Here is a 21,670-nt window from a genome sequence, read left to right on the forward strand (position 1 = left end):
CCGGCGCCGGCGCAGGCTAGCACGCGCTCGATGCTCCGCGGAACGACGCCAGGAATTGTCCTGGCGTCACGCCGCAGACCGTCTTGAAATGCCGGGAGAGGTGGCTCTGGTCGTAGAACCCGGCTTCCGTCGCGGCGCCGGCCGCGGAGAGGCCGCTTCGCATCAGCTCGCGAGCGCGCTCAACGCGCAGGCGACAGATGTACCGGTGCGGCGAGACGCCGACCTGCTGGCGGAAGACCGTCGCGAAGCGCCAGATGCTCAGCCCAGCGACCTGCGCCAGCTCGTGCAGCGTGAGGGGCTGCCCCAGGTTCCGTTCGATGTGCTGCACGACCCGCTGCATGGCGGCGGCTCGGACGGGGGGCGCGACCGGCGAGTGGGACATGGGGGGAGCTTAGGGCCGGTCGCGCGGAAGATGCGCCCGCGTTGCGGCCGCGGGTCAGCAGCAAATGTCGAATCGCGCGCCGGCGCAGCAAAAGCTGCGGCGCCGCCCGGGCGCCCGCTAGTGTGCGTCCTGCATCAGGCGCTCGATCGGGTAGTAGTTCTTGACGAACGGCGTCTTGATCACGATGTAGCTGAAATATTTCTCGATTCCGATGTTGCGCTCCAGCAGCCCCTCGATGATCTGCTGGTAATGGTTCACCCCACGCGTGACGAACTTGAGCAGGTAGTCATAGCCTCCGGACACGAGATGGCACTCCACGATCTCGTCGACCGGCCGGATGCTCGTCTCGAACAGGACGAAGTCCTCGCGCTTGTGGTCCTGCAAGGTCACCTCGGTGAAGACGATCAGCGTGTCCCCTAGCTTCTCGAGCCGGATCTGCGCACCATAGCCCGCGATGTAGCCGGCCTGTTCGAGGCGCTTGACGCGCACGAGGCAGGGGCTGGGCGACAGGCCGACGGCATCCGCGATCTCGACATTCGTCGCGCGTCCGTTCTTCTGCAAGTGGCACAGGATGCGCAGGTCGAGGCGATCCAGCTTCGGGGTTCCGGCGGAGGTGTTCATCTGCCTCTTCCTTCTATGCAACTTGCTGGTTCAAGTCAAGCTTTCAGCCCGCGCGCGAGCCTATCGGCTCAATAGCCGCGCATGCGGTCGACCAGGCCTTCGAGCGGAAGGCCGGCTTCGTGGCGGCGCAGGTTGTGCACGATCGCCTCGGCGGCCGTCTCGGCCTGCGTGGCGCTGGCGACGTGGGGCGTGAGCCAGATCGACGGGTGATTCCAGAACACGTGCTCCCTGGGCAGGGGCTCGGGCTCGCTGACATCGAGGATGGCGGCGGAAAGCCGGCCGCATTCGAGTGCCGCCAGCAGGTCGCGCTCCACCAGGTGTCCGCCGCGGCCGGCATTGACCAGCGCGGCGCCCTCGGGAAGCGCATCGAAGACGCGTTGCGACAGGATGCCGCGGGTTTCGGGCGTCAGCGGCAACAGGCAGACGAGGATGTCCGTGCGCGCGAGAAAGGGTTGCAGCTGCGCGTCACCCGCGAAGCACTGCACGCCGGGCTCGCTGCGTGGCGATCTGCTCCACCCGGCGCAATCGAAGCCGAGCTGCCTCAGCTGCGCGAGCGCAGCGCGGCCCAGCGTTCCCATGCCCAGCACGCCGACGCGCCGCGTGCGGGCCGGCCGCACCGCGTGCTCCTTCCATTCGCCGCGCCGCTGCTGCCGCATGTAAAGGGGCGCCTGCCGGTGCAGCGACAGCACGGCCCAGGCGACGTATTCGGTCATGCACGCGACCAGCCCTGGCTCGACCATACGCACGACCGGCAAGTGCGCCGGCAGCGCGGTGAAGTCGAACTGGTCCACACCCGCGCCCGTGGAAAACAGGATCTCCAGGTTGGGGAAGGCGCGCGCGATGTCCTCGGGCGGCTGCCACGCTGCGAGAAAGCGCACCTGCGATGCATCGCCGGTCTCCGGCCATGTACGAAAGGGAAGATGGGGCAACTGGCGCGCGAAGTGCTCGGCCCAGACGAGGCCGCGGTGCGACTCGCCCTTGTAGAGAAAGGCCATGTCAGCCCAGTGCCTGCGTCACCAGCGCCCAGCCGCCGGCGACGGGGCCGCGCTGCAGCGGCCCGCCGCGCACCATGGTCGTGACCGAGCCCACGCGCGGCAGTCCTTGCGCCTCGAGCCATTCGGGCAGGCCGCCCGTCGCGTCGACGTCGATGCGCACGAATTTGCCCGCGAAGCGGCTGCACCAGTGCGCGATCAGCGCTTTCGCGCTTTCGATGTCAGGCGCCACCACCGGCCCGATTGCGTGGCCCTTGCCGAAGCGGCGGATCGTGGCGAAGCCCTCGGCTTCGCCATCACGCGCGAGCACGACCGTTTCGCCTTCGGTGAGCAGCTGCCTGAGCATCGCATCCCGAGGCATGCCGCACGCGTGCGTGTCCAGCGCGATCAGCCGCTTCGCATCGTTGCGGCCCAACGGGCGCAAGCGTCTTCCTTCGGCAAGCGCAATGACCTGCCCGGGAGACGCGAGTCCCTGGTGCTGGCGCACCTCGCCGGTGATCGCGAAACCCATGCGCTCGTAAACGCCGCGGCCTTCGGCTGTCGCGTTCAGCAGCACCGTGCGGTCCTGGAGGTCGGCCATCAATGCATGCATCAGGTGCTGGCCGAGGCGCTGCCTCTGCATCTTCGGCGCGACCATCACATGGCCGACGGTGGCGTGGCGCTTGCCCCACAGCCAGCGCAAGGCGGTGCCCACCAGCTCGCCGTCGCGGATCGCCGCCACGCCGCCGCCGTGCGCGAAGGAAAAGCGCCAGTCCTCCACCCGAAACGGCCACTGGAACTCGCGCGACAGGGCCTGCGCGTCCTCGATGTCGTCCGCCGTGAGCCGGCGCAGCGAAACGCCGTCGGGCAGGGCGCGGCCGACGGCGGCCGACGCCGCTTGTGGAACGAGGACGTGGTCGGACATGGGCTCTCCTGTTGCTGGCCGATGATGATCGCTGACGATCATGCGTGGCGGAACGAACCACGGCTTGTACGAATTTGGCGCAAAGCCGCCTCGCCGGAACAACGGCACAAATCGCCAGCACGGGGCCGCACATCCGGCGAATGCTGTGTGCGCACGGCGCAGAACCGCACCATCTGCGGCGGCCCCTGCCTAGCATTGCTGGGATCACCACCCGACGAACAGCGAGACACCATGACCTTCCGGCCCAGGTACATCACCTTCGACTGCTACGGCACGCTCACCAACTTCCGCATCCACGACATGCCGCAAAAGCTGTACGGCGACCAGCTCACCGGCGGGCGCCTGGAGCAGTTCAAGAAGGACTTCACCGCGTATCGTCTCGACGAGGTGATGGGCGACTGGAAGCCCTATGACCAGATCCTGAAGTCGGCGCTGCGCCGCACCTGCAAGCGCCACGGCATCGCCTACCGCGACGAAGACGGCCAGAAATGCTACGACGCGGTGCCCACCTGGGGCCCGCACGCGGACGTCCCGGAGCCGCTCACGCGCATCGGCGGCAAGATCCCGCTGGTGATCCTGTCCAACGCGATGAACGAGCAGATCATGTCCAACGTGCGCAAGCTCGAAGCGCCGTTCCATAAGGTGTTCACGGCGCAGGACGCCGGCGCGTACAAGCCGCGCCTGCAGGCCTTCGAGTACATGCTCGACCAGCTCGGCTGCGCGCCGACGGACATCCTGCACGTGTCCTCCAGCCCGCGCTACGACCTGATGTCGGCGCACGACCTGGGCATCGTGAACAAGGTGTTCGTGAACCGCAACCACGAGCCCAGGCCCAACGAGGCCTACACGCACGCCGAGATCCGCGACATCTCGGGGCTGCCCGCACTGGTGGGCCTCTGATGAAACTTGCCTCGTACTGGCACGACACGGCGCCGCGCTTCGACGGGGCGGTTCAAGCGCCCCCGGGTGGTCGCGCCGACGTCGTCGTCGTGGGCGGTGGGTTCACCGGCCTTTCGGCCGCCCTGGCGTTGGCAAAGAAGGGCGCGCAGGTCGTGGTGCTGGAAGCCGAGCGTGTCGGAAGTTGCGCGTCGGGCCGCAACGGCGGCCACGTCAACAACGGCTTCGCCCAGGACTACGGGGCCATGTGTGCGCGGCTCGGCTCCGAACGCGCGAACCTGCTCTACCGCAGCTTCGACGCTGCAGTGGACACGGTCGAGAGGATCGTCGGCGAGGAGGGAATCGATTGCGACTTCCGCCGGGTCGGCAAGCTCAAGCTCGCGGCCAAGCCCGCGCACTACGACAAGCTGGCGCGTTCACAGGAATTGCTCGCACGCGAAGTCGATCCGGACACGCACATGGTGCCGAAGGCGGCGCTGTCGGAGGAATTGGGGTCCGACGCTTACTACGGCGGGCTGGTGTTCCGCAAGAGCGCGGCCATGCACATGGGCAAGTTCGTCCAGGGGCTGGCGAGCGCGGCCGCTCGCCATGGCGTGCGGATCCACGAGAACACGCCCTTGATCGCATTGCGCCGCACCTCAGGGGGCCACGAGGTCGAAACGCCCGGCACCTACATGCAGGCGCGCCAGGTGTTGCTTGCGACAGGGACATCGGCGGTAGGCCCGCTCGCCTGGTTCCGCCGCCGCATCGTTCCGGTGGGTGCCTACATCATCGTCACGGAGCAACTGCCGCAGGACGTGATCGATCGGATCCTGCCGCGGCGCCGGAATGCGACGAACACCCGCAACCTCGTCAACTTCTTCCGAATCACACCGGACAACCGGCTCCTCTTCGGTGGCCGCGCGCGTTTCGCCGCCCCGGGCCCGACATCCGACCCGAAGAGCGGGGAAATCCTGCGCAGGGACATGGTCGCTACCTTCCCGTACCTCTCGAACGTGCGCATCGACTACTGCTGGGGCGGCGTCGTCGACATGACGCGCGACCGGCTGCCCCGCGCCGGTGAGCGCAATGGCGTCTACTATTCGATGGGCTACAGCGGGCATGGAACGCAGATGTCCGTCCACATGGGCGCCGTGATGGCGGACATCATGGACGGCGGCCCGGACCGCAATCCCTGGAAGGACTTCGACTGGCCCGCGATCCCTGGGCATTTCGGCAAGCCCTGGTTTCTTCCTGTCGTCGGCGCGTACTACCGCCTGATGGACGTCGTGCGCTGAGCTGCGCTAATAGCCCTTCGCGCGATCGACCACGCCGTCCAGGGGCTCCCCGCGCCGGTGCCGCCGGATGTTTTCCAGCAGGATCGGCGCGGCGGTTTCCGGCTGCGTCATGCTGGCCACGTGCGGCGTCACGAACACACGCGGGTGGACCCAGAACGGATGGTCCGCGGGCAGGGGTTCCGGGTCGGTGACGTCGAGGATGGCGCGCGACAGGCGGCCCGAATCGAGCGCCGCAAGCAGGTCGGCATCGACCAGGTGCGGGCCACGACCGACGTTGACCAGCGACGCGCCGGCGGGGAGCGCGGCGAACACCTCGCGATTCAGGATGCCCTGGGTCGCAGGCGTGAGCGGCAGCAGGCACACCAGGATGTCACAGCCCTGGAGAAAAGGCCGCAGCTGCTCGACGCCGGTGAAGGTTTCCACGCCCGCCAGCGCGCGCGCCGAGCGGTTCCAGCCGCGCAGCCGAAAGCCGTAGGTCGCGAGCCGCTCCAGCACCGCGCCGCCCAGGCTGCCGAGCCCCATCACACCGATGGTGCGCGAGGAGGCGGGCGGCACCTCGAGGGGGTTCCACCTGCACGCCGCCTTCTGCGCCACGTAATCGAAGAAGTCGCGGTGCAGCGCGAGCACCGCCAGGCTGACGTACTCCACCATGCCGTCGATGATGCCGGGCTCGACCATGCGCACCAACGGCACTTGCTGCGGCACCGCGGAGAAGTCCACGTGGTCCACTCCGGCCCCGGAGGAGAACAGCACCTTCAGCCGGGGCAGGGAAGCGATGAATTCGCGCGGCGCCTGCCACGCGATCAGGTATTCGATGTCCGTCAGGTTCCCGGCGTCGGGCCAGACGCGAAAGTCGAGGTCCGGCGCGTGTTCGGCGAAGAAGCGGGACCAGGCAGCGCCGCGCGCCGCGTCGGAGCGATAGAGGATGGCCATCGCCTACCAGCCCCCGACCCAGCCGTCGAACAGGCCCTCGGGCAGCGTGTCGCTGTCGGCGCCGCGCAGGAACTCGAAGTCGCAGCCGAGATGCGCCTGTTCCACCTGCGAGTCGTACAGCTTGCGATAGCCGCGCGCATGCCTGCGCGGTGGAGGCGTCCACGCTTCGCGCCGGCGTGCCAGCTCCTCGTCGCTCACGCACAGTTGCAGACGCCGCTGGTCGACGTCGAGCTCGATCACATCGCCGTCGCGCACCAGCGCGAGGGGACCGCCCACGGCGGCTTCCGGCGAGACGTGGAGCACGGCGGCGCCATAGGCCGTGCCGCTCATGCGGGCATCGGAGATGCGCAGCATGTCGCGCACGCCGCGTTCCATCAGCCGCCGCGGCAGCGGCAGCATGCCCCATTCGGGCATCGCGGCGCCCACCGGGCCGGCATTGCGCAGGATGAGCACGCTGTCCTCGTCGATGTCGAGCGCCGGGTCGTCGATGCGGTCCGCGACGGTCTGCACGTCCTCGAACACCACCGCGCGGCCGCGATGCTGCCGCAGCCTGGGATGAGCGGCGCACGTCTTGATGACGGCGCCATCGGGTGCGAGATTGCCCTTGACCACCACCAGCGTCTCGCCCGGCTTCACCGGGTTGTCGAGGCGCCGGATCACTTCGGGGTCCAGCACCTCGGCGCCCTCGGCGATCTGGCCGATGGTGCGGCCGTCGACGGTGCGCGCGTTCAGGTGCAACAAGGGCGCGAGCGTCTTGAGCAGCGCGGGCACGCCGCCGGCCATCATCAGGCGCTCCGTGAGGTGTTCGCCCGCCGGCTGCACGTTCGCGATCAGCGGCACGCGCCGCGCGATCTCGTCGAATCGGTCCAGCGCCAACGGGACGCCGACACGGCCGGCCAGCGCCAGCAGGTGGATGATCGCGTTGGTCGACCCGCCCACCGCGCACAGCAGCGTGATGGCGTTGTCGAAGGCGCGCGCATCCAGGATATCCTCGGGCCGCGGCCCGCCGCTGGACGCGAGCCCAACGGCACGGCGCCCGGCTTCGCGCGCGAAGTGGCTGCGCCGCCGGTCGGTGGCCGGCACCAGGCTGCTGCCCGGCAGCGCAACGCCCAACGCTTCGCAGATGGTCGACATCGAGGACGCCGTGCCCATCTCCGCGCAGTGGCCCACCGTCCCCATCACGTCCCGCTCGAAGGCGGCGAAGTCGCAGTGCGAATCACCGGCGCGCAACTGGTCGACGAGGCGCCAGACGCCGGTGGCATTGGCCAGCGGACCGCCGCCCGCGGAGCGCGGCGTGGCCGGCCCGCTGGCCAGGAACACGAAGGGCATGCGTGCGCTCGCCGCCCCCATGAGCAAGGCAGGCTGCGTCTTGTCGCAGCCGCCCAGCAGCACCACGGCATCGAAGGGGTAGCCGCGCAGCGTTTCCTCGACCTCCATCGCGAGCAGGTTGCGGAACGGGAACGACGTCGGCTTCACGATGTTCTCGCTGATCGACATCAGCGGCACCTCGAACGGGATGCCGCCCGCCTCCAGCACGCCGGTGCGCGCCTCTTCGGCCAGCGCGCGCAGGTTCAGGTTGCACGGGTTCAGGTCGGACCAGGTGTTGAGGATGCCGACGATCGGGCGCGTCATCAGGTCTTCGCGGCTCCAGCCGGCCGCCGCGAGCGTCGCGCGGTGGACGAAGCCGGGCAGGTCATCCTTGCGGAACCAGCGGGCGCTGCGCAGCGCCGGCTTGTTCGATTCCTTGTCGTTCATCCGCGCATGCTGGTCGCACCTGGACGCGAAGGGCTAGGACGAACTTGTCGCGCAACGACTACGGCACATCGCTGCGCGCGCGCGCCGAACTTCCGGTCTTTGGTGCGGCGGTCGCGGGAACAACCGCAGCATCTGCGGCGCCCGCGACCCTAGCATTTCCACACCGAATCAACCCACTCGTCCGAGGAGACGCGCGCCATGATCTTCCGCCCCAAGTACATCACCTTCGACTGCTACGGGACGCTGACCTACTTTCCGATGCACCAGGTGGCCTACGACATCTACGAAGGCCAGTTGCCGCCCGAGCAGATGCAGGTGTTCATCAAGAACTTTTCCGACTACCGCTTCGACGAGGTGATGGGGGACTGGAAGCCGTATCTCGAGGTCCTCCACTCGGCGCTGGAGCGCGCTTGCAAGCGGCACGGGCTCGCGTTCCGGCCGGAGCACGCGAAGCGGGTGTACGACGCGGTTCCCACCTGGGGTCCGCACGCCGATGTGCCGCATGCGCTCACGCGCGTCGCCAGGAAGATCCCGCTGGTGATCCTGTCCAACGCGATGAACGAGCACATCCGCTCCAACGTGGAGAAGCTCAAGGCGCCTTTCGAGAAAATCTACACGGCCCAGGACGCGGGCGCCTACAAGCCGCGCCTGCAGGCCTTCGAGTACATGCTGGACCAGCTGGGCTGCGCGCCCGAAGACGTCCTGCACGTGTCGGCCAACCCGCGCTACGACATCTTCGCCGCGCACGACGTCGGCATCGTGAACAAGGTGTTCGTGAGCCGCGGCCATGAACCGCGGCCCAACGACGCCTACAGCTTCGCGGAGATCCGCGACATCAACGGCCTGCCGGCGCTCGTCGGCCTGTGAGCGCGACGATGAACAACACGACGCTGAACGACCTGGCGACACCGTGCCTCGTGCTCGACGCCGAGCGCATGGAGCGCAACGTCGCGCGCCTGAGGGGCCGGCTCGATGCGCTGGGCGTGAGTTTTCGTCCGCACCTGAAGACGGCCAAGTCGGTCGACGTCGCGCGGCGCGTGATGTCGTCGCCGGCCGGGCCCGCGACGGTGTCGACGCTCAAGGAAGCGGAGCAGTTCGCCGCTGCCGGCGTGCGCGACATGATCTATGCGGTCGGCATCGTGCCGGCCAAGCTGCCGCAGGTACTCGCGCTGCGCGCCGCGGGCGTCGACCTCGTGGTGGTGCTCGATTCGGTCGAGCAGGCGCGCGCGGTCGCGGCCGCTTCGCAGCGCGCCGGCCATCGCATCCCGGCGCTGATCGAGATCGATTGCGACGGCCACCGCTCCGGCGTGCTGCCGGACGACGCGCAGCGGCTCGTGGCGATCGGCCGCGCGCTCGAGGACGGCGCGGAACTTCGCGGCGTGTTGACCCACGCGGGTGCGAGCTACGGCGCGCGCGGCCAGGACGCCCTGCAGCGCTGCGCGGAAGAAGAGCGGCGCAGCGTCGTCCAGGCTGCCGCGACGCTGCGCGAGGCAGGCCTGCCGTGCCCCGTCGTCAGCGTGGGCTCGACCCCGACGGCGCACAACGCGGCGGACCTCACGGGCGTCACCGAGGTGCGCGCGGGCGTGTTCATGTTCTTCGACCTCGTGATGGCGGGCGTGGGCGTGTGCAGCACCGACGACATCGCGGTTTCCGTCCTGGCAACCGTCATCGGCCACCAGCGCGAGAAGGGATGGATCCTCATCGACGCGGGCTGGATGGCCCTGTCCCAGGACCGCGGCACGCGCCGGCAGGCGGTGGACCAGGGGTACGGCATCGTCTGCGACCTGGCGGGCAAGCCGTATCCCGATCTCATCGTCGTCGATGCGAACCAGGAGCACGGCATCGTCGCCGTCCGCGTGGGATCGGACGGCGTGCTGCCCGAACTCGCCATCGGCGACCGCGTGCGCATCCTGCCGAACCACGCGTGTGCCACCGGCGCGCAGCATCGCGCGTACAACGTCGTGCGCGGCACGTCGGCGCAGGTGCATGCCGAATGGCCGCGTTTCGGAGGCTGGCAATGAGTCAGACGGGCATGTTCTACATCGATGGCGAGTGGCGCAAGCCTTCGGGTTCGGCATGGGCTGCCGTCGTCAATCCGGCGACCGAGCTGCCGATCGCCGAAGTTGCGCTGGGCAATGAACAAGACGTCGATCGCGCCGTGCGGGCGGCGCGGCAGGCTTTCGACGGCTGGTCGCGCACGCCGGCGGCGCAGCGCGCGGCGCTCCTCGATCGCCTGCACACGCTCGTCCTGGAGCGGCGCGAGCTCTTCGCGCAGGCCATCACCGCCGAAATGGGCGCGGCCATCACGCATGCGCGCCAGGCGCACGTGCCGTTCGCGGCCGAGCACTTGCGCGTCGCGCGCGACAACTGCGCGAGCTATGCGTTCACCGAGCAGCGCGGCACCACCACGATCGTGCGCGAGGCGATCGGCGTGTGCGCGCTGATCACGCCGTGGAACTGGCCGCTGTACCAGATCACCGCGAAGGTCGGCCCGGCGCTCGCGGCAGGTTGCACTGTCGTGCTCAAACCCAGCGAGCTGTCGCCGCTGTCCGCGCTGCTGTTCGCGCAGGTCGTGCACGATGCCGGTTGCCCGGCGGGCGTGTTCAACTTCGTCAACGGCACGGGGCCGGTCGTGGGCGGCGCGCTCGCCGCGCATGCCGAGGTCGACATGATCTCGATCACGGGCTCCACGCGCGCGGGCGTCCTCGTCGCACAAACGGCGGCCGTGACCGTCAAGCGCGTCGCGCAGGAGCTGGGCGGCAAGTCGCCGAACGTGCTGCTGCCGGATGCAGACTTCGCGCGCGCCGTGCCGCTCGGTGTCGCCGCGGCCTTCCGCAACGTCGGCCAGTCCTGCAGCGCGCCGACGCGCATGATCGTGCCGCGCTCGCGGCTCGCGGAAGTCGAAGGACTCGCCGCGGCGGCGGTGGATGGATTCGTGGTGGGCGATCCGATGGACGAGCGCACCACGCACGGCCCCATCGCCAACCGCGCCCAATTCGAACGCGTGCAATCGATGATTGCCGTCGGCATCGAAGAAGGCGCGGACCTCGTCACCGGCGGTTGCGAGCGGCCCCACGGCTTTCACGCAGGTTTCTATGCACGCCCGACGATCTTCTCGAACGTGCGCCGCGACATGCGCATCGCGCAGGAGGAGATCTTCGGGCCCGTGCTCGCCATTCTTCCGTACGACACCGTGGAAGAAGCGATCGCCATCGCGAACGACACCGTGTACGGACTGGGTGCTCACGTCCAGGGCACGGACATGGAAGCCGCGCGCGCCGTCGCGCGTCGCATCCGCTCGGGGCAGGTCCATCTCAACCACCCGGCGTGGGACCCGAACGCACCCTTCGGCGGCTACAAGCGCTCGGGCAACGGCCGCGAGTACGGGATCGAGGGCATGGGGGAATACCTCGAGACGAAGGCGATCCTCGGATACGCACAGCCTTGTTAAGCACAAAAGCATGAACTCAGTGAGCAACCTGACCTTCTTCAAATTCGACGACCTCGGCCCCGGCCGCGAGAGCGCGCCGCTGCCGGAACGCCTGCTCGCCGGCGACCCGCGCTTCACCAACTGGGACGTGGAGCAATCGCCCGACGGCAAGGTGCGCACGGGTGTGTGGGAGACGACGCCGGGCACGCTGCGCTCCATCAAGGGCGGCGTCTGGGAGTTCTGCTACATCCTGTCGGGCGTGTCCGAGCTCATCGAGGACGGCAAGGCGCCGGTCCGCGTGCAGGCCGGCGACGCGTTCGTGATGAAGCCCGATTACGTCGGCAAGTGGCACTGCATCGAGACCACGCGAAAGATCTGGATCATCTACGGCGCCCAGTGAGGCGCGCTCTCGCCGATCTCTAGAAATCAGCGACCTTGCCCCAGGACGACTTGTTGAATCGTTCTGGCCGGAACGGCACGGGATCGAAGATGGGCTTGTCGCCGGCGGCCAGGTCGGCGATCAGGTGGCCCGCACCCGGACCGATGCCGAAGCCGTGTCCCGAGAAGCCCGCGGCCAGGATGAATCCGGGGACCTCCCGCACTTCGCCGATGCCGGGGACGCCGTCTGGCGTGCTGTCGATGTAGCCTGCCCAGGTGCTGGCAATGCGGGATTCGCGCAGGACGGGCAGCAACTCGAGGGCGCGGCGGTGCGTGTCGCGCACGCCCTTCGGGTCCGGCCTGGGGTCGAGGATGCGCGCCCGCTCCATGGGGGTGGGCTCGTCGAGTTTCCAGCGCGCCAGGGATTCATGGCCCCAGCGCATGCCTTCCAGGCCGCCGAGGGACACGTTGCGCCAGCGCTTGGCAAACATCGCGGTGAACTGCGGTGCGAAACGCAGCAGCTGCAGCGTAGGGTCGACGCAGCCGCGTCCGCTGATGGACAGGTTGAAGGTGCCATCGCTGCGCCGGGTGACGGCCACGCCCGACGAGACCAGGGCATCGGGCACAGGATGCGCCGGGGGAGTCACGCGCACGATGGCCTGTCGCACCGTGGCAGACGGAAACCGGATGCCGAGCTGGCGGCAGAACGACGAGGCCCAGGCGCCGCCGGCGAGCACCGCCGTGCGGGTCTTGATGGTGCCGGCCTCGGTGACGACGCCGCTGACACGGCCGCCTTCCAGCTCGAGTCCGCGCGCGGCGCAGTTCTGGTGGATGCTGCCACCGAGCTTCAGGATGGCGGAGGCCACGGCGGGCGCCGCCTTGCCGGGGTCGGCGGTGCCGTCGGTGGGCGAGAACACGCCGCCTTTCCACGTGCGACCGGTCGCGCGGCCCCGCTCCGCCGCTTCGCGGCTGCTCAGCATGTGGGTGGTCACGCCTGCGGTCTTGGCGAAATCGTGCCAGCGGGCCCAGCCGGCGATCTCCTCGTCGTCGTTGCTGAGGTAGAGCAGCCCGTGGCGGTTGAAGCCTGTGTCCTCGCCCGTGTCCGCGGTGAACTGTTCCCACAGCTCCAGGCTTTTGGTCGCCATCGGCAATTCGCGCGCGTCGCGGTTCTGCTGCCGGCACCAGCCCCAGTTGCGGCTCGATTGCTCGGCGCCGATGCGCCCCTTCTCGACCAGGGCCACCGACAGGCCGCGCCGGGCCATGTAATAGGCGGCAAATGAGCCGATGATCCCGCCGCCGATCACGACCACGTCCGCATGCGATGGAAGCTGGGGCGAGCTCTCGATCAGCCGCAGGGGCTGCTGCAGGGTGGGTTTCGTCGTTGTCTCAGCGCCGTGGGCGCGTTTCATCGTCAGCGGCAGGTTCATGAGGCAATCGTAGGCTCGCCGGGGCAGCCGGTGCTGCCGGATCGCGGGCCGCGCGCAATCGACTTATGCTCTTATTGAGGCGTTGAAAGGAGAGTCTGCTTTGCGGTGCTACCACTGCGCGCCGAAGGCGGCGCGCAGTTCCTGGACCGCGCCAGCCGCGCATTTTCCTCCAGTTCCGCCGATGGCGCAGATGGCATCGCGGGCCTGCGTCTCGTTCATGCCAGGCATTCGAAGGCGTCGCGGAAGAACGCCGGCCCCGCAAAATTTCCCGACTTCAGCGTCAAGTGCAGCCCTTGCGGCGCGAAGGGCGACCGCGCATGGCACCAGGGAACGCCCGGCGCGATCTGCAGACCGATGCGCATCCGGGTGATGCCGAGCGCCTGCACGCAGGCCCCTGAGGTTTCGCCGCCGGCCACGACGAGCTGGCGGACCCCTTCGGCTGCGAGCCCGCGCGCGATGGCTGCCAGCGCGGATTCCACGAGCGCGCCGGCAGTGTCGACACCGAGCTTCTGCTGGACCGCCTTCACCGCCGCAGGCTCCGCCGTGGCGTAGATCAGCACCGTGCCACGGGCGAGCTGCGGGCGCGCCCAGTCCAGCGCCTTCCCGACCAGTTCGACACCATTCGCCAGTTGCAGCGGGTCGATCGGGAACCCGGCGCCACCCGCGTTGAGGAAGGACCGCACCTGGGCGTTGGTCGCCACCGAGCAGCTCCCGGAAACGATGGCGCGCAAGCCTTGCGCAGCCGGCAGGCGTGCGGCCGCCGCACCGCCTTCGCGCAAGTCGAAGTTCTGCGGCAGTCCGATGGCGATGCCCGAGCCGGCTGTCACCAGCGGCAGCTCGGCCCAGGCGGGCCCCGTCGCCATGAGCTCCGCATTGGAGGTCGCGTCCACGATCGCGATCTCCACGCCCTCGGACCGGAGCTGCGCGATGCGCTCGCGCACGGCCTGCGCCCCGCGGGCGACGATCCGATAATCGATGAGGCCAACTTTGCGCGTCGTCTGCGCCTGCAGCACCCGCACCAGGTTGGAGTCGGTCATCGGCGTGAGCGGATGGTTGCGCATGCCCGACTCGTGCAGCAGTTCGTCGCCCACGTACAAGTAGCCCTTGAACACCGTGCGGCCGTTGTCGGGGAACGCAGGGCAGGCGATGGTGAAATCGCAGCCCATGGCGGCCATCAGGGCATCCGTGACCGGGCCGATGTTGCCGGCCGGCGTGGAGTCGAAGGTGGAGCAGTACTTGAAGTAGACCTGGCGAACGCCCTGCGCACGCAGCCAGTGCAGTGCGTGAAGCGACTGCGCCACTGCATCCGCCGGGGCGATCGTGCGGCTCTTGAGCGCCACGACGATGGCGTCGGCTTCTTCGTCGAGCGCGCTGTCGGGCACTCCGATCGTCTGCACGACGCGCATGCCGCCGCGCACCAGATTGTTGGCGAGGTCGGTGGCGCCGGTGAAATCGTCGGCAATGCAGCCGAGGACGGGTGGTCGGGCGGCCATGGCTCAGGCCGCGGCCGCGACGCGCGCAAGGACGTCGCGCACCATCCATTCGGGACTTGCGAATACGGGTTTGCCGCTGCGCTGGGCGAGCGGTTCGGCAAGGTGGGCGAGCGAGGCCTGTGCCAGAACCAGCCGGTCGCAACGTTGCGCGAGGGCCAGCGCGGATTCGGTCACCAGCGCATCGTGCTGTTCGCGCTTTCCGGCGGACAGTGCGTCGAACGCGCCATCCACGAGGACGGGTTCGGCCTCGACTTGCGTCCCCGACGCCGCGACATGCTCGCCCAGAAGTGAGCGGCTCGGCTCCAACGTGGAGCGCGTCGTGCACAGCAGGCCGACGCGGCCGTCGCTGCGCGCCGCTTCGGCGTACATCGCATCGTCGATCTTCACTATAGGCACCGGCGCCAGCCTGCGCGCGACGTCGATGGCGGGAGACGTGGACGAACAGGTGAAGATGATCAGATCCGCACCCGCATCGGCGGCGAGCGTCGCCAACGTCACGATGCGCCGCGTGATGGCGGGCGAAAGGCCGTCACGCAGCAGGTCCTGCAGCACGCTCTCGTCCAGCATGTGGAAGCACCGCTGCTGCGGCAGCTCCGACTGGAAGCGCGACCGGAAACGTTCGACCAGCAGCGCCACCGTATGGATGAATGCGATCGATCGGATCATGAGCGCGTCACGGCTGGACGTTTTGCACGACGTAGAACTTGGCCACGCGCTCCTTGCTTTCCCATCCGACGGGCTCGCCTTGCGGGATGAAGACCGTATCGCCCGCGTGGACCATCACCACCTGGCCGTCGCCGCATTCGAATCGCACGCTTCCCGCCAGCAGGTGCATGAACTCGTTGACCGGATGCGGCCGCACGATGCGGTGGTAGCCCGTCGAATCCCAGGTGCCCGCGCGGAACCCGGTGCTCTCGTCGGTGAACACGTTGTCGCTGCGGCATTGCGGCGCGGGGCCGAGCAGCGTGTGCGCCGGCGGGGGAGACGAGGGCTTGAAGTTCGCCTCGGCGCGCAAGGGTGCGACGCCCGCCGCGCCCGGCCACTCGCATCGGGCGGCGCACCAGACGAACCGCGCGCGCGACGCCGCGTGCATGCGCAGCTTCGTGCCGCACGCGATGACGGCGCCCGCGTTGGGCCCGATCGCCAGCGGCTGGGCGCCTTCCGCCGCGAGGACCAGCTCGCCCTCGATGACGACGATCACCTCGGTGTGCGGAAAGCGCTCGACCTCGAGCTCGCCGATGAAGCTGGCCCGGCCCGCAGCCATGCTGCCCGGCCCTTGCCAGGCGATGTCCCGTTGGCGCGCGAAGGGGTCGTCGCTGCCGAATGCGGCCCGGCGGAAGACGGTGGGCGAGGGGGTCCCGTCGGCGCGGTGCAGCACCAGGGCGATGGTCGTTCGCGTCGTGATGGAAGTGTCCATGATGAACTCAGGCGAGAGCTTGCCGGACATCGGCCTGGTCCAGCACTTCGTCCAGCGTGCGCTTGAGCCGCTCGAATAGCTGCTCGAACTCGGACGGCGTGTAGCAAAGCGCCGGCGCGAAGCCGAGGATGCCGTCGCCGAACGCGCGAAAGATCAGGCCGTTGCGATAGCCTGCGGCGGCCAGGCGATCCGGCAGGTCCAGGGCCGTATCGAATCGTGCCTTGGTGACTTTGTCGCTCACGAGCTCCAGCGCGCCGAGCAGGCCGCGCGATCGCGCGTCGCCCACCAGCGGGTGGCGCAGCATCGCCCGCAGGCCCGACTCGAAGTCGCGCGCCACGCGCTGGCCGTTCGCGAGGATGCCGCCTTCTTCGTAGAGGCGGATCACTTCGAGGGCAACGGCCGCGCTGACCGGATGCGCCGAATAGGTGGCGCCGTGCCCGACGACCGCACCCGCAGGCGTGCCGTCGGCGATGCCGGCGTACACGCGCCCGGAGATGAGCAGCGCGCCCATCGGCGCATAGCCCGAGGTCAGGCCCTTGGCCACCGTCATCAGGTCGGGCGATACGCCTTCCGCTTCGCACGCAAACATCGGTCCCGTGCGACCGAAGCCGGTGATGACCTCGTCGGCCACGAACAGGATGTCGAGTTCCCGGCAGGTCTCGCGCATGGCCTTGAGCCAGCCGACGGGCGGAACGATCACGCCGCCGGAGCCCTGGATCGGTTCGCAGAAGAAGGCCGCGACGCTTTCCGCGCCCAGCGCGTTCACCTTCTCGCGCAGCGCCGCCACGGACGACGCGATCACCGCTTGCGCGTCGCTGCCCGCCGGGTTGCGATAAGGGTAGGGCGAAGCGATGTAGTGCTGCTCGGGACGCGGCAGGTCGAAGCCGCGATGGAACGCGGGCAGCGCCGTGAGGCCCGCGCCGGTCGACGACGAGCCGTGGTAGCCGCGTTCGATCGCGATGAATTGTTTCTTCTGCGGTCGCCCCGTGCTGTTGTAGTACTGCACGATCAGGCGCACCGCCGCGTCGACGGCTTCGGAGCCGCCCAGCGTCAGGTAGACGTGGTCGAGGCCCGCGGGTGCGATCTCGACCAGCTTGGCCGCCAGCTCGATCGCGGGCTCGCTGGCATAGCCGAAATAGCCGGTGGCGTAAGGCAGCTTGCGCATCTGGCGCGCCGCGGCTTCGACGACGCTGTCGTGGCCGTAGCCGATGTTCACGCACCAGAGGCCGGCGAATGCATCGAGCAGCTCGCGGCCGTCGGCGTCGCGCAGCCATGCGCCGTGGCCGGACTGCAGCACCGTCGCGCCGCGCTGTTCATGCGCGCGCCAGTTGGCGACGGGGTGCACCAGGTGCGCCCGGTCGAGCGCCACCAGCGATTCGTTGAGCGAGAGTTGGGCGGTGGGAATCATGCGGTCAATCCTAGGTGCGGTGGCGCAGCGGGAGTTGCCGGATCGCTGGTGGCGTGCGACGGACGATGCTGAAGATCGCGCGCGAAAAGGAGAATCTGCTTGGCGTCGCCCGAAGGTATGCAATGGACGAACTTGTCGCGCGGCAGAAGATGCTGCGCGCCGCCGAAGAACGGGAACGAATGCGGCCGCGGCGAGCCGCTTCGGCGTCATGCGCCGGCGCCTTGACCTAACCTGAATGCATGTTCCAGGCCCCAAGGAGCAGCATCATGTCCCTCCTGAGATTCAAGGCCCTTACGATCGATGTGGTCGGCACGCTGATCGACTGCGAACGCGGGATCCTCGACTACCTGCATGCGGCCGTGCCCGAGGCGCAGGTGAGCGACGACGAATTCCTCGCCGCCTGTCGCGATGCGCGGGCGTCGCCCCTCGCGCGGCCTTTCCCGGATGACCTGGAGCGCGTGTGGCAGGTCCTGGCGAACCAGTTCGGCCTGCCGCGCGAGGCCGCATGCGGCTTTCGCGCCTCGGTCGCGTACTGGCCGGCGTTCGCGGATGCGGTGCAGTCCCTCAAGCGGCTGCACCGGCATTTCCAGCTGGTGGCCGCGACGGACACGCAGCGCTGGGCGCTCGGCTGCTTCGAGCACACGCTGGGCACGCCCTTCGACTTCACGTTGACGCGCGAAGACAGCCGCTACGAGAAACCCGACCCGCGCTATTTCATGGCCCTGCGCGACCTGCTCGCGCGCCACGGCATCCCGCGGGCCGACACCTTGCACGTGGGCCATTGCCAGTTCCGCGACATCCGCGTCGCGCAGGCGCTCGACTGGCGCACCTGCTGGATCGATCGGCACGCGAGGCGGCGGGGCTGCGGCGTCTCGTGGCCGGTGGACAAGCCGGCGCGGGCCGACTGGCGCTTCGCCACGCTGTGCGAGCTGGCCGACGCCGTCGACGAGGAGCTGGCCGAAAGCCGGCTGCGGATGGCATTGCCGCTGTTCGCCGACGCCTGCGCGTGAACGAGCGTGCCCGCCAACGGCAAAACCATCCAATAACACGTGCCTCGCCGCGACTAGAGTTGCCCAGGCTCAACCACAGAGCCAAGGAGAGAGTGAAATGAGAACGTTCGCGAAGCTCGCCGTGACGGCGAGCGTCATTGCCAGCCTGGGTGCCGCGACAGTAGCGCAGGCGCACGGCATCTGGTTCGCACAGCGGGCCAACCAGCTCGCGCTGATCTACGGCGTCGGCGCCGACGACCTGGACATGGTCAAGCGCCTGTCCAAGGTGAAGAGCGTCACGGCCTATGACGAAGACGGCAAGGAAGTGCAGACGCAGCTGTCGGCCCAGGGCCCGCTCGTGCTGGCCAACATCGACGACCAGCCCGCCATCGTGGCCGCCGTTCTGGACAACGGCCTGTGGAGCAAGACGGCCGACGGCAAATGGCACAACAAGGGCAAGGATGAAGTGCCGGACGCCAAGGTGAGCGAGCACACCTGGAAGTACGCCGTGCACCTGCGCCGCCCGCTGAACGGCATGGTGCCGGTGCTGCCCGGTCACAAGCTGCAGGTCGTGCCGGTGGCCAGGCAGATCCCCGAGCAGATGGGCGCGCCGTTCACGGTGCGCGTGCTGTACGAAGGCAAGCCTGTCGCCGGCGCGAAGGTGCAGTCCGACTTCGTCACCGATCCCGATGCGGAGCCGATCAAGACCGGCGCCGACGGCACGGCCACGATCAAGATCCGCAACCAGGCCTTGAACGTCATCACCGCGGTGTTCGACGCACCGCCGGCCGAGCCGGCCAAGACGCTCCGCGACGAGCACCTGGCGACGCTGTCGTTCGTGCTGCCGCACCTGCCGGAGTGATCACGATGAAACGAAACTTCCTGCTGGCCGCGATCGCCGCGGCCGTGACGAGTATCTCGTTCGCCCACGGTGACCTCACGGCGCGCCATGGCGGCGTGGTGGAAATGGCGGGCGAAGTGAAGTTCGAACTGGTGGCCCGCGGCGACGCCGTCGAGCTGTACCTGGACGATCACGGGCAGACGATGCCCACCGCGAAACTCGCCGGCAAGCTCACCGTGATGAGCGGCGCGGGCAAGAGCGAGGCGAGGCTGGAGCCGGCGGCCGACGACAAGCTGGTGGCGCGCGGCCTGAAGCTCGCCAAGGGCGACAAGGTGATTGCGCTCGTGACGATGGAAGACAAGTCGACGAGCAGCGCGCGCTTCGTGATCAAGTGATCCACCGTCGTCCCCGCCGCTGCGCGGGGACGACTCACTTGGCGGTGAAGCGCTGCACCGCGCCCGACAGGGCCATCGCCGCCAGCGACAGCGCGACCAGCGTCCACAGCACACGCCACGCAACGGCCGCAGCGGTGCCCGCGTTCCCCGGCACCCAGCCTGCGTGCAACGGATACACCACATCCAGATACCTCACCGCCAGCGGCTGCTCGCTCGCCTTGACGACACGCAGCACCGACGCGTCCGCTGCGCGCAGGTACACGTAGTGCAAGCCGAACGGATTCCATTCGCCCTCGCGCAGGCGCACGCGCAGCACGCCGTCGCGCGCGGCATAGATCCGCACCGGGCGTGCCTGCGGCAGCGCCGCCGCGGCCACGGTGAGTGCCCGCCCCATCGACACCGACTGCAACTCGTTGCCCGGCGACGGCTCGACCTTCAGGGCCACGGCCTCGCCCGGCAACACCGCGCGCGCCAACTCCGGCGAGCGCAGCACGAAGCCGCTTGCCAGCATCAGCGCGATCGGCAACATCGCCACCGGCCCGATGCGCCTATGCCACTTGCGCCACACGGAGCGCGCCGGCAGCTTGCGCACGCGCCACCAGATGCGCAGTCCCATGCCGATCAGGACCAGGGCGCACAGCGCCACCGCGCGTAGCACCCAGGGGCCGACGTCATCGAGCAGAAGGTGCTCGTGCAGGCCCAGCAGGATCGTTCTCGCGTCGCTGCTGTCGGGCTGCACCGCGCCGACCGCGTTGCTTGCAGGATCGATCTCGGCCCAGCCGGCATCGCGCAGGTGCACGCGGATCGGCGCGCCGGAAGCGCGCGGCAGGTCCACCATGTCCGGCTCGCCCTGCGGATGCCGCGACGCGAGTGCCTTCAGGCCCGTGTCGAGCGACTGCGTCCATGCCTGCACCGCCGGCGGGCTCGCCTGTGGCGACGCCAGCAGCGGCTGCGTCCAGAGCAGGACGATGCCGCTGCACGCGGAGATCGCGAGCAGCGGCGCGAGCACCCAGCCGGCGCGGCGGTGCCATTGGTAGGCGAACTTCATGCCGCCTGGAGTCCGGCGCCGGCGCTGCGCTGGCGGCTGACGAACTCACCCGGTGTCATGCCCGACGTCTTCTTGAAGTGCCGGCAGAGATGGCTCTGATCGTAGAAGCCCGCGACCAGCGCGGCGGAGGCGAGCGATTCACCGTTGGCCAGCAGCATCTGCACCTTCTGCACGCGCAGCCCGCAGATATAGCGGCGCGGCGAGATCCCGGCCTGCTGCCGGAACACCGTGGAGAAGCGCCATACGCTCAGCCCCGCCTTCGCGGCCAGCTCGTTCAGCGACAGTCGCTCGTCGAGATGCTCGTCGATGTACCTGATGGCCCACACGATGCCGGGGTGTGTGGGCATGCCGGGTGGCTCGAGCGGTGGCGTTGGTTGCAGATTCATGAAAACTCATGGTAGGCAACGCATACCGCAGCTCGGATCGAAATGCGCCCCTCGGCACGCACACGATTGCGTTGTGAGGGCGGGCAATGGCAGGAATTGCTGCGGCGTGCGCACCTTCACGCAGCGCCGCGCGCCGCGATGGGGCGAAGCGGCGGCGTAGTGGAAACCATGAACGGGTTCCAGCAAATCCGTCCAAGATGACCCGCGGACCAGCACCTAAAGTCACATCACCATGTTGCGCAAGGTCCTTCGATTGCTGCTGCTGCTCGCCGTGATCCATCACGGCGCGGCGCTGCCTGGGGCCTGGCAGGGCGGCGTCGCGTCCGGCGACGAAGCGCAGCATGCCCTCATGCACTGGCTGGGGCTGGACCATCACCATCACGATGACGGCGGCGTGCACAAGCACCATGGCGCCGACTCGGCGCAGCACCTGCAGATCGACAACCTGCTGCTCAGCCCGGCGTTGACATCGGTGCCGGACGGCACGGCCGTCGCCGAGATGCCGGTGATTCCGCCGGCGCCGCTGGCGCACGCGCGGCCCAAGACAGCGTTCCCCGCGCTTCCCGAACGACCCCCTCGCTTCCTGCGCTGACCACTTCAGCGCCTGCGCGCGCGCGTCCTCTCGCGAGGCCACGCGCCGCAGGGATCGTCCACCGGGCAGCGACGCCGCGCGATCGCGCCCACGGTTTGCGGGAAT

Annotated in this window: 24 protein-coding genes; 11 read left to right on the forward strand and 13 right to left on the reverse strand. The window is 68.9% G+C overall.

The features are described from left to right. Positions 1-16: 16 nt before the first annotated feature. The 4 genes from AC3EF3_RS02840 to AC3EF3_RS02855 all read right to left on the reverse strand — a co-directional run bounded on the left by AC3EF3_RS02840 (position 17) and on the right by AC3EF3_RS02855 (position 2,899). Entirely contained in the window at positions 17-382 is a 366-nt protein-coding gene (locus AC3EF3_RS02840) for a helix-turn-helix domain-containing protein (protein WP_488530642.1), read from the reverse strand. Between the two features lie 117 nt (positions 383-499). Continuing rightward, positions 500-1,003: an Lrp/AsnC family transcriptional regulator gene (locus tag AC3EF3_RS02845; protein ID WP_488530643.1), complete on the reverse strand. Its 504-nt coding sequence runs from the start codon at positions 1,001-1,003 to the stop codon at positions 500-502. 68 nt (positions 1,004-1,071) lie between these two features. Further along, positions 1,072-1,998, reverse strand: a complete 927-nt coding sequence (locus AC3EF3_RS02850; RefSeq protein WP_488530644.1) for a 2-hydroxyacid dehydrogenase — start codon at positions 1,996-1,998, stop codon at positions 1,072-1,074. Position 1,999: 1 nt separating this feature from the next. Continuing rightward, entirely contained in the window at positions 2,000-2,899 is a 900-nt protein-coding gene (locus AC3EF3_RS02855) for a GNAT family N-acetyltransferase (RefSeq protein WP_488530645.1), read from the reverse strand. A 231-nt stretch (positions 2,900-3,130) separates the two neighbouring features. Between AC3EF3_RS02855 and AC3EF3_RS02860 the strand changes: the two genes are divergently transcribed. Next, a complete protein-coding gene (locus tag AC3EF3_RS02860; RefSeq protein ID WP_488530646.1) occupies positions 3,131-3,799 on the forward strand; it encodes a haloacid dehalogenase type II in 669 nt (222 codons plus the stop codon). Then, on the forward strand, positions 3,799-5,073 hold the full coding sequence (locus tag AC3EF3_RS02865; protein WP_488530647.1) for an NAD(P)/FAD-dependent oxidoreductase: 1,275 nt from the start codon (positions 3,799-3,801) through the stop codon (positions 5,071-5,073). The genes AC3EF3_RS02860 and AC3EF3_RS02865 overlap by 1 nt, the downstream gene beginning before the upstream one ends. A 6-nt stretch (positions 5,074-5,079) precedes the next feature. Here AC3EF3_RS02865 and AC3EF3_RS02870 read toward each other — a convergent pair whose 3' ends face one another. Both AC3EF3_RS02870 and AC3EF3_RS02875 read right to left on the reverse strand, forming a co-directional pair. After that, positions 5,080-6,006 (reverse strand): 2-hydroxyacid dehydrogenase, encoded by a 927-nt coding sequence (locus AC3EF3_RS02870; RefSeq protein ID WP_488530648.1) that lies wholly within the window; start codon positions 6,004-6,006, stop codon positions 5,080-5,082. 3 nt (positions 6,007-6,009) lie between these two features. Then, positions 6,010-7,761 carry a dihydroxy-acid dehydratase gene (locus tag AC3EF3_RS02875; RefSeq protein WP_488530649.1) on the reverse strand — a complete coding sequence of 584 codons (1,752 nt, stop codon included), beginning with the start codon at positions 7,759-7,761 and terminating at the stop codon, positions 6,010-6,012. 198 nt (positions 7,762-7,959) lie between these two features. Between AC3EF3_RS02875 and AC3EF3_RS02880 the strand changes: the two genes are divergently transcribed. The 4 genes from AC3EF3_RS02880 to AC3EF3_RS02895 are packed head-to-tail and all read left to right on the forward strand — an operon-like array spanning position 7,960 to position 11,591. After that, on the forward strand, positions 7,960-8,628 hold the full coding sequence (locus AC3EF3_RS02880; protein ID WP_488530650.1) for a haloacid dehalogenase type II: 669 nt from the start codon (positions 7,960-7,962) through the stop codon (positions 8,626-8,628). 8 nt (positions 8,629-8,636) lie between these two features. Further along, complete coding sequence (locus AC3EF3_RS02885) at positions 8,637-9,782, forward strand: DSD1 family PLP-dependent enzyme (RefSeq protein ID WP_488530651.1); 1,146 nt, start codon at positions 8,637-8,639, stop codon at positions 9,780-9,782. Continuing rightward, positions 9,779-11,212: an aldehyde dehydrogenase family protein gene (locus tag AC3EF3_RS02890; protein WP_488530652.1), complete on the forward strand. Its 1,434-nt coding sequence runs from the start codon at positions 9,779-9,781 to the stop codon at positions 11,210-11,212. Before AC3EF3_RS02885 ends, AC3EF3_RS02890 begins: the two co-directional genes overlap by 4 nt. Before the next feature lie 10 nt (positions 11,213-11,222). Further along, positions 11,223-11,591, forward strand: coding sequence for a cupin domain-containing protein (locus AC3EF3_RS02895; protein ID WP_488530653.1), 369 nt, complete (start codon positions 11,223-11,225; stop codon positions 11,589-11,591). Positions 11,592-11,610: 19 nt separating this feature from the next. Here AC3EF3_RS02895 and AC3EF3_RS02900 read toward each other — a convergent pair whose 3' ends face one another. From AC3EF3_RS02900 to AC3EF3_RS02920, 5 genes are all read right to left on the reverse strand, one after another. Further along, positions 11,611-12,936: an NAD(P)/FAD-dependent oxidoreductase gene (locus AC3EF3_RS02900; RefSeq protein ID WP_488533724.1), complete on the reverse strand. Its 1,326-nt coding sequence runs from the start codon at positions 12,934-12,936 to the stop codon at positions 11,611-11,613. Between the two features lie 275 nt (positions 12,937-13,211). Continuing rightward, on the reverse strand, positions 13,212-14,489 hold the full coding sequence (gene otnK / locus AC3EF3_RS02905; protein WP_488530654.1) for a 3-oxo-tetronate kinase: 1,278 nt from the start codon (positions 14,487-14,489) through the stop codon (positions 13,212-13,214). Between the two features lie 3 nt (positions 14,490-14,492). Next, positions 14,493-15,125 carry an aspartate/glutamate racemase family protein gene (locus AC3EF3_RS02910; protein ID WP_488530655.1) on the reverse strand — a complete coding sequence of 211 codons (633 nt, stop codon included), beginning with the start codon at positions 15,123-15,125 and terminating at the stop codon, positions 14,493-14,495. A gap of 37 nt (positions 15,126-15,162) precedes the next feature. After that, on the reverse strand, positions 15,163-15,906 hold the full coding sequence (locus tag AC3EF3_RS02915) for a cupin domain-containing protein (protein ID WP_488530656.1): 744 nt from the start codon (positions 15,904-15,906) through the stop codon (positions 15,163-15,165). 7 nt (positions 15,907-15,913) lie between these two features. Then, on the reverse strand, positions 15,914-17,314 hold the full coding sequence (locus tag AC3EF3_RS02920) for an aminotransferase class III-fold pyridoxal phosphate-dependent enzyme (RefSeq protein WP_488530657.1): 1,401 nt from the start codon (positions 17,312-17,314) through the stop codon (positions 15,914-15,916). 65 nt (positions 17,315-17,379) lie between these two features. Here AC3EF3_RS02920 and AC3EF3_RS02925 point away from each other — a divergent pair, with 65 nt between their 5' ends. The 4 genes from AC3EF3_RS02925 to AC3EF3_RS02940 all read left to right on the forward strand — a co-directional run bounded on the left by AC3EF3_RS02925 (position 17,380) and on the right by AC3EF3_RS02940 (position 19,539). Then, complete coding sequence (locus AC3EF3_RS02925) at positions 17,380-17,544, forward strand: hypothetical protein (protein WP_488530658.1); 165 nt, start codon at positions 17,380-17,382, stop codon at positions 17,542-17,544. A gap of 36 nt (positions 17,545-17,580) precedes the next feature. Further along, positions 17,581-18,324 (forward strand): HAD family hydrolase, encoded by a 744-nt coding sequence (locus AC3EF3_RS02930; RefSeq protein WP_488530659.1) that lies wholly within the window; start codon positions 17,581-17,583, stop codon positions 18,322-18,324. Positions 18,325-18,421: 97 nt separating this feature from the next. Beyond that, entirely contained in the window at positions 18,422-19,165 is a 744-nt protein-coding gene (locus tag AC3EF3_RS02935) for a DUF4198 domain-containing protein (RefSeq protein ID WP_488530660.1), read from the forward strand. A 5-nt stretch (positions 19,166-19,170) separates the two neighbouring features. Next, the gene (locus tag AC3EF3_RS02940) at positions 19,171-19,539 is read left to right on the forward strand and encodes a hypothetical protein (RefSeq protein WP_488530661.1); all 369 of its coding nucleotides are present in this window, start codon (positions 19,171-19,173) and stop codon (positions 19,537-19,539) included. Between the two features lie 34 nt (positions 19,540-19,573). Here the strand turns inward: AC3EF3_RS02940 and AC3EF3_RS02945 are convergent, their stop codons facing one another. Next, positions 19,574-20,587 carry a PepSY-associated TM helix domain-containing protein gene (locus AC3EF3_RS02945; protein WP_488530662.1) on the reverse strand — a complete coding sequence of 338 codons (1,014 nt, stop codon included), beginning with the start codon at positions 20,585-20,587 and terminating at the stop codon, positions 19,574-19,576. Continuing rightward, positions 20,584-20,973 (reverse strand): helix-turn-helix domain-containing protein, encoded by a 390-nt coding sequence (locus tag AC3EF3_RS02950; RefSeq protein ID WP_488530663.1) that lies wholly within the window; start codon positions 20,971-20,973, stop codon positions 20,584-20,586. Before AC3EF3_RS02950 ends, AC3EF3_RS02945 begins: the two co-directional genes overlap by 4 nt. A 232-nt stretch (positions 20,974-21,205) precedes the next feature. Between AC3EF3_RS02950 and AC3EF3_RS02955 the strand changes: the two genes are divergently transcribed. Further along, positions 21,206-21,565, forward strand: coding sequence for a hypothetical protein (locus AC3EF3_RS02955; protein ID WP_488530664.1), 360 nt, complete (start codon positions 21,206-21,208; stop codon positions 21,563-21,565). Positions 21,566-21,670: the final 105 nt, after the last annotated feature.

The sequence above is a fragment of the Ramlibacter sp. GS1-15 genome, from assembly GCF_057785015.1.

What these genes read in the sequence shown, in the direction of transcription:
- AC3EF3_RS02840 (WP_488530642.1), bottom strand. Translation starts at nt 382, where the DNA reads ATGTCCCACTCGCCGGTCGCGCCCCCCGTCCGAGCCGCCGCCATGCAG.
- AC3EF3_RS02845 (WP_488530643.1), bottom strand. Translation starts at nt 1,003, where the DNA reads ATGAACACCTCCGCCGGAACCCCGAAGCTGGATCGCCTCGACCTGCGC.
- AC3EF3_RS02850 (WP_488530644.1), bottom strand. Translation starts at nt 1,998, where the DNA reads ATGGCCTTTCTCTACAAGGGCGAGTCGCACCGCGGCCTCGTCTGGGCC.
- AC3EF3_RS02855 (WP_488530645.1), bottom strand. Translation starts at nt 2,899, where the DNA reads ATGTCCGACCACGTCCTCGTTCCACAAGCGGCGTCGGCCGCCGTCGGC.
- AC3EF3_RS02860 (WP_488530646.1), top strand. Translation starts at nt 3,131, where the DNA reads ATGACCTTCCGGCCCAGGTACATCACCTTCGACTGCTACGGCACGCTC.
- AC3EF3_RS02865 (WP_488530647.1), top strand. Translation starts at nt 3,799, where the DNA reads ATGAAACTTGCCTCGTACTGGCACGACACGGCGCCGCGCTTCGACGGG.
- AC3EF3_RS02870 (WP_488530648.1), bottom strand. Translation starts at nt 6,006, where the DNA reads ATGGCCATCCTCTATCGCTCCGACGCGGCGCGCGGCGCTGCCTGGTCC.
- AC3EF3_RS02875 (WP_488530649.1), bottom strand. Translation starts at nt 7,761, where the DNA reads ATGAACGACAAGGAATCGAACAAGCCGGCGCTGCGCAGCGCCCGCTGG.
- AC3EF3_RS02880 (WP_488530650.1), top strand. Translation starts at nt 7,960, where the DNA reads ATGATCTTCCGCCCCAAGTACATCACCTTCGACTGCTACGGGACGCTG.
- AC3EF3_RS02885 (WP_488530651.1), top strand. Translation starts at nt 8,637, where the DNA reads ATGAACAACACGACGCTGAACGACCTGGCGACACCGTGCCTCGTGCTC.
- AC3EF3_RS02890 (WP_488530652.1), top strand. Translation starts at nt 9,779, where the DNA reads ATGAGTCAGACGGGCATGTTCTACATCGATGGCGAGTGGCGCAAGCCT.
- AC3EF3_RS02895 (WP_488530653.1), top strand. Translation starts at nt 11,223, where the DNA reads ATGAACTCAGTGAGCAACCTGACCTTCTTCAAATTCGACGACCTCGGC.
- otnK (WP_488530654.1), bottom strand. Translation starts at nt 14,489, where the DNA reads ATGGCCGCCCGACCACCCGTCCTCGGCTGCATTGCCGACGATTTCACC.
- AC3EF3_RS02915 (WP_488530656.1), bottom strand. Translation starts at nt 15,906, where the DNA reads ATGGACACTTCCATCACGACGCGAACGACCATCGCCCTGGTGCTGCAC.
- AC3EF3_RS02920 (WP_488530657.1), bottom strand. Translation starts at nt 17,314, where the DNA reads ATGATTCCCACCGCCCAACTCTCGCTCAACGAATCGCTGGTGGCGCTC.
- AC3EF3_RS02925 (WP_488530658.1), top strand. Translation starts at nt 17,380, where the DNA reads ATGCTGAAGATCGCGCGCGAAAAGGAGAATCTGCTTGGCGTCGCCCGA.
- AC3EF3_RS02930 (WP_488530659.1), top strand. Translation starts at nt 17,581, where the DNA reads ATGTCCCTCCTGAGATTCAAGGCCCTTACGATCGATGTGGTCGGCACG.
- AC3EF3_RS02935 (WP_488530660.1), top strand. Translation starts at nt 18,422, where the DNA reads ATGAGAACGTTCGCGAAGCTCGCCGTGACGGCGAGCGTCATTGCCAGC.
- AC3EF3_RS02940 (WP_488530661.1), top strand. Translation starts at nt 19,171, where the DNA reads ATGAAACGAAACTTCCTGCTGGCCGCGATCGCCGCGGCCGTGACGAGT.
- AC3EF3_RS02945 (WP_488530662.1), bottom strand. Translation starts at nt 20,587, where the DNA reads ATGAAGTTCGCCTACCAATGGCACCGCCGCGCCGGCTGGGTGCTCGCG.
- AC3EF3_RS02950 (WP_488530663.1), bottom strand. Translation starts at nt 20,973, where the DNA reads ATGAATCTGCAACCAACGCCACCGCTCGAGCCACCCGGCATGCCCACA.
- AC3EF3_RS02955 (WP_488530664.1), top strand. Translation starts at nt 21,206, where the DNA reads ATGTTGCGCAAGGTCCTTCGATTGCTGCTGCTGCTCGCCGTGATCCAT.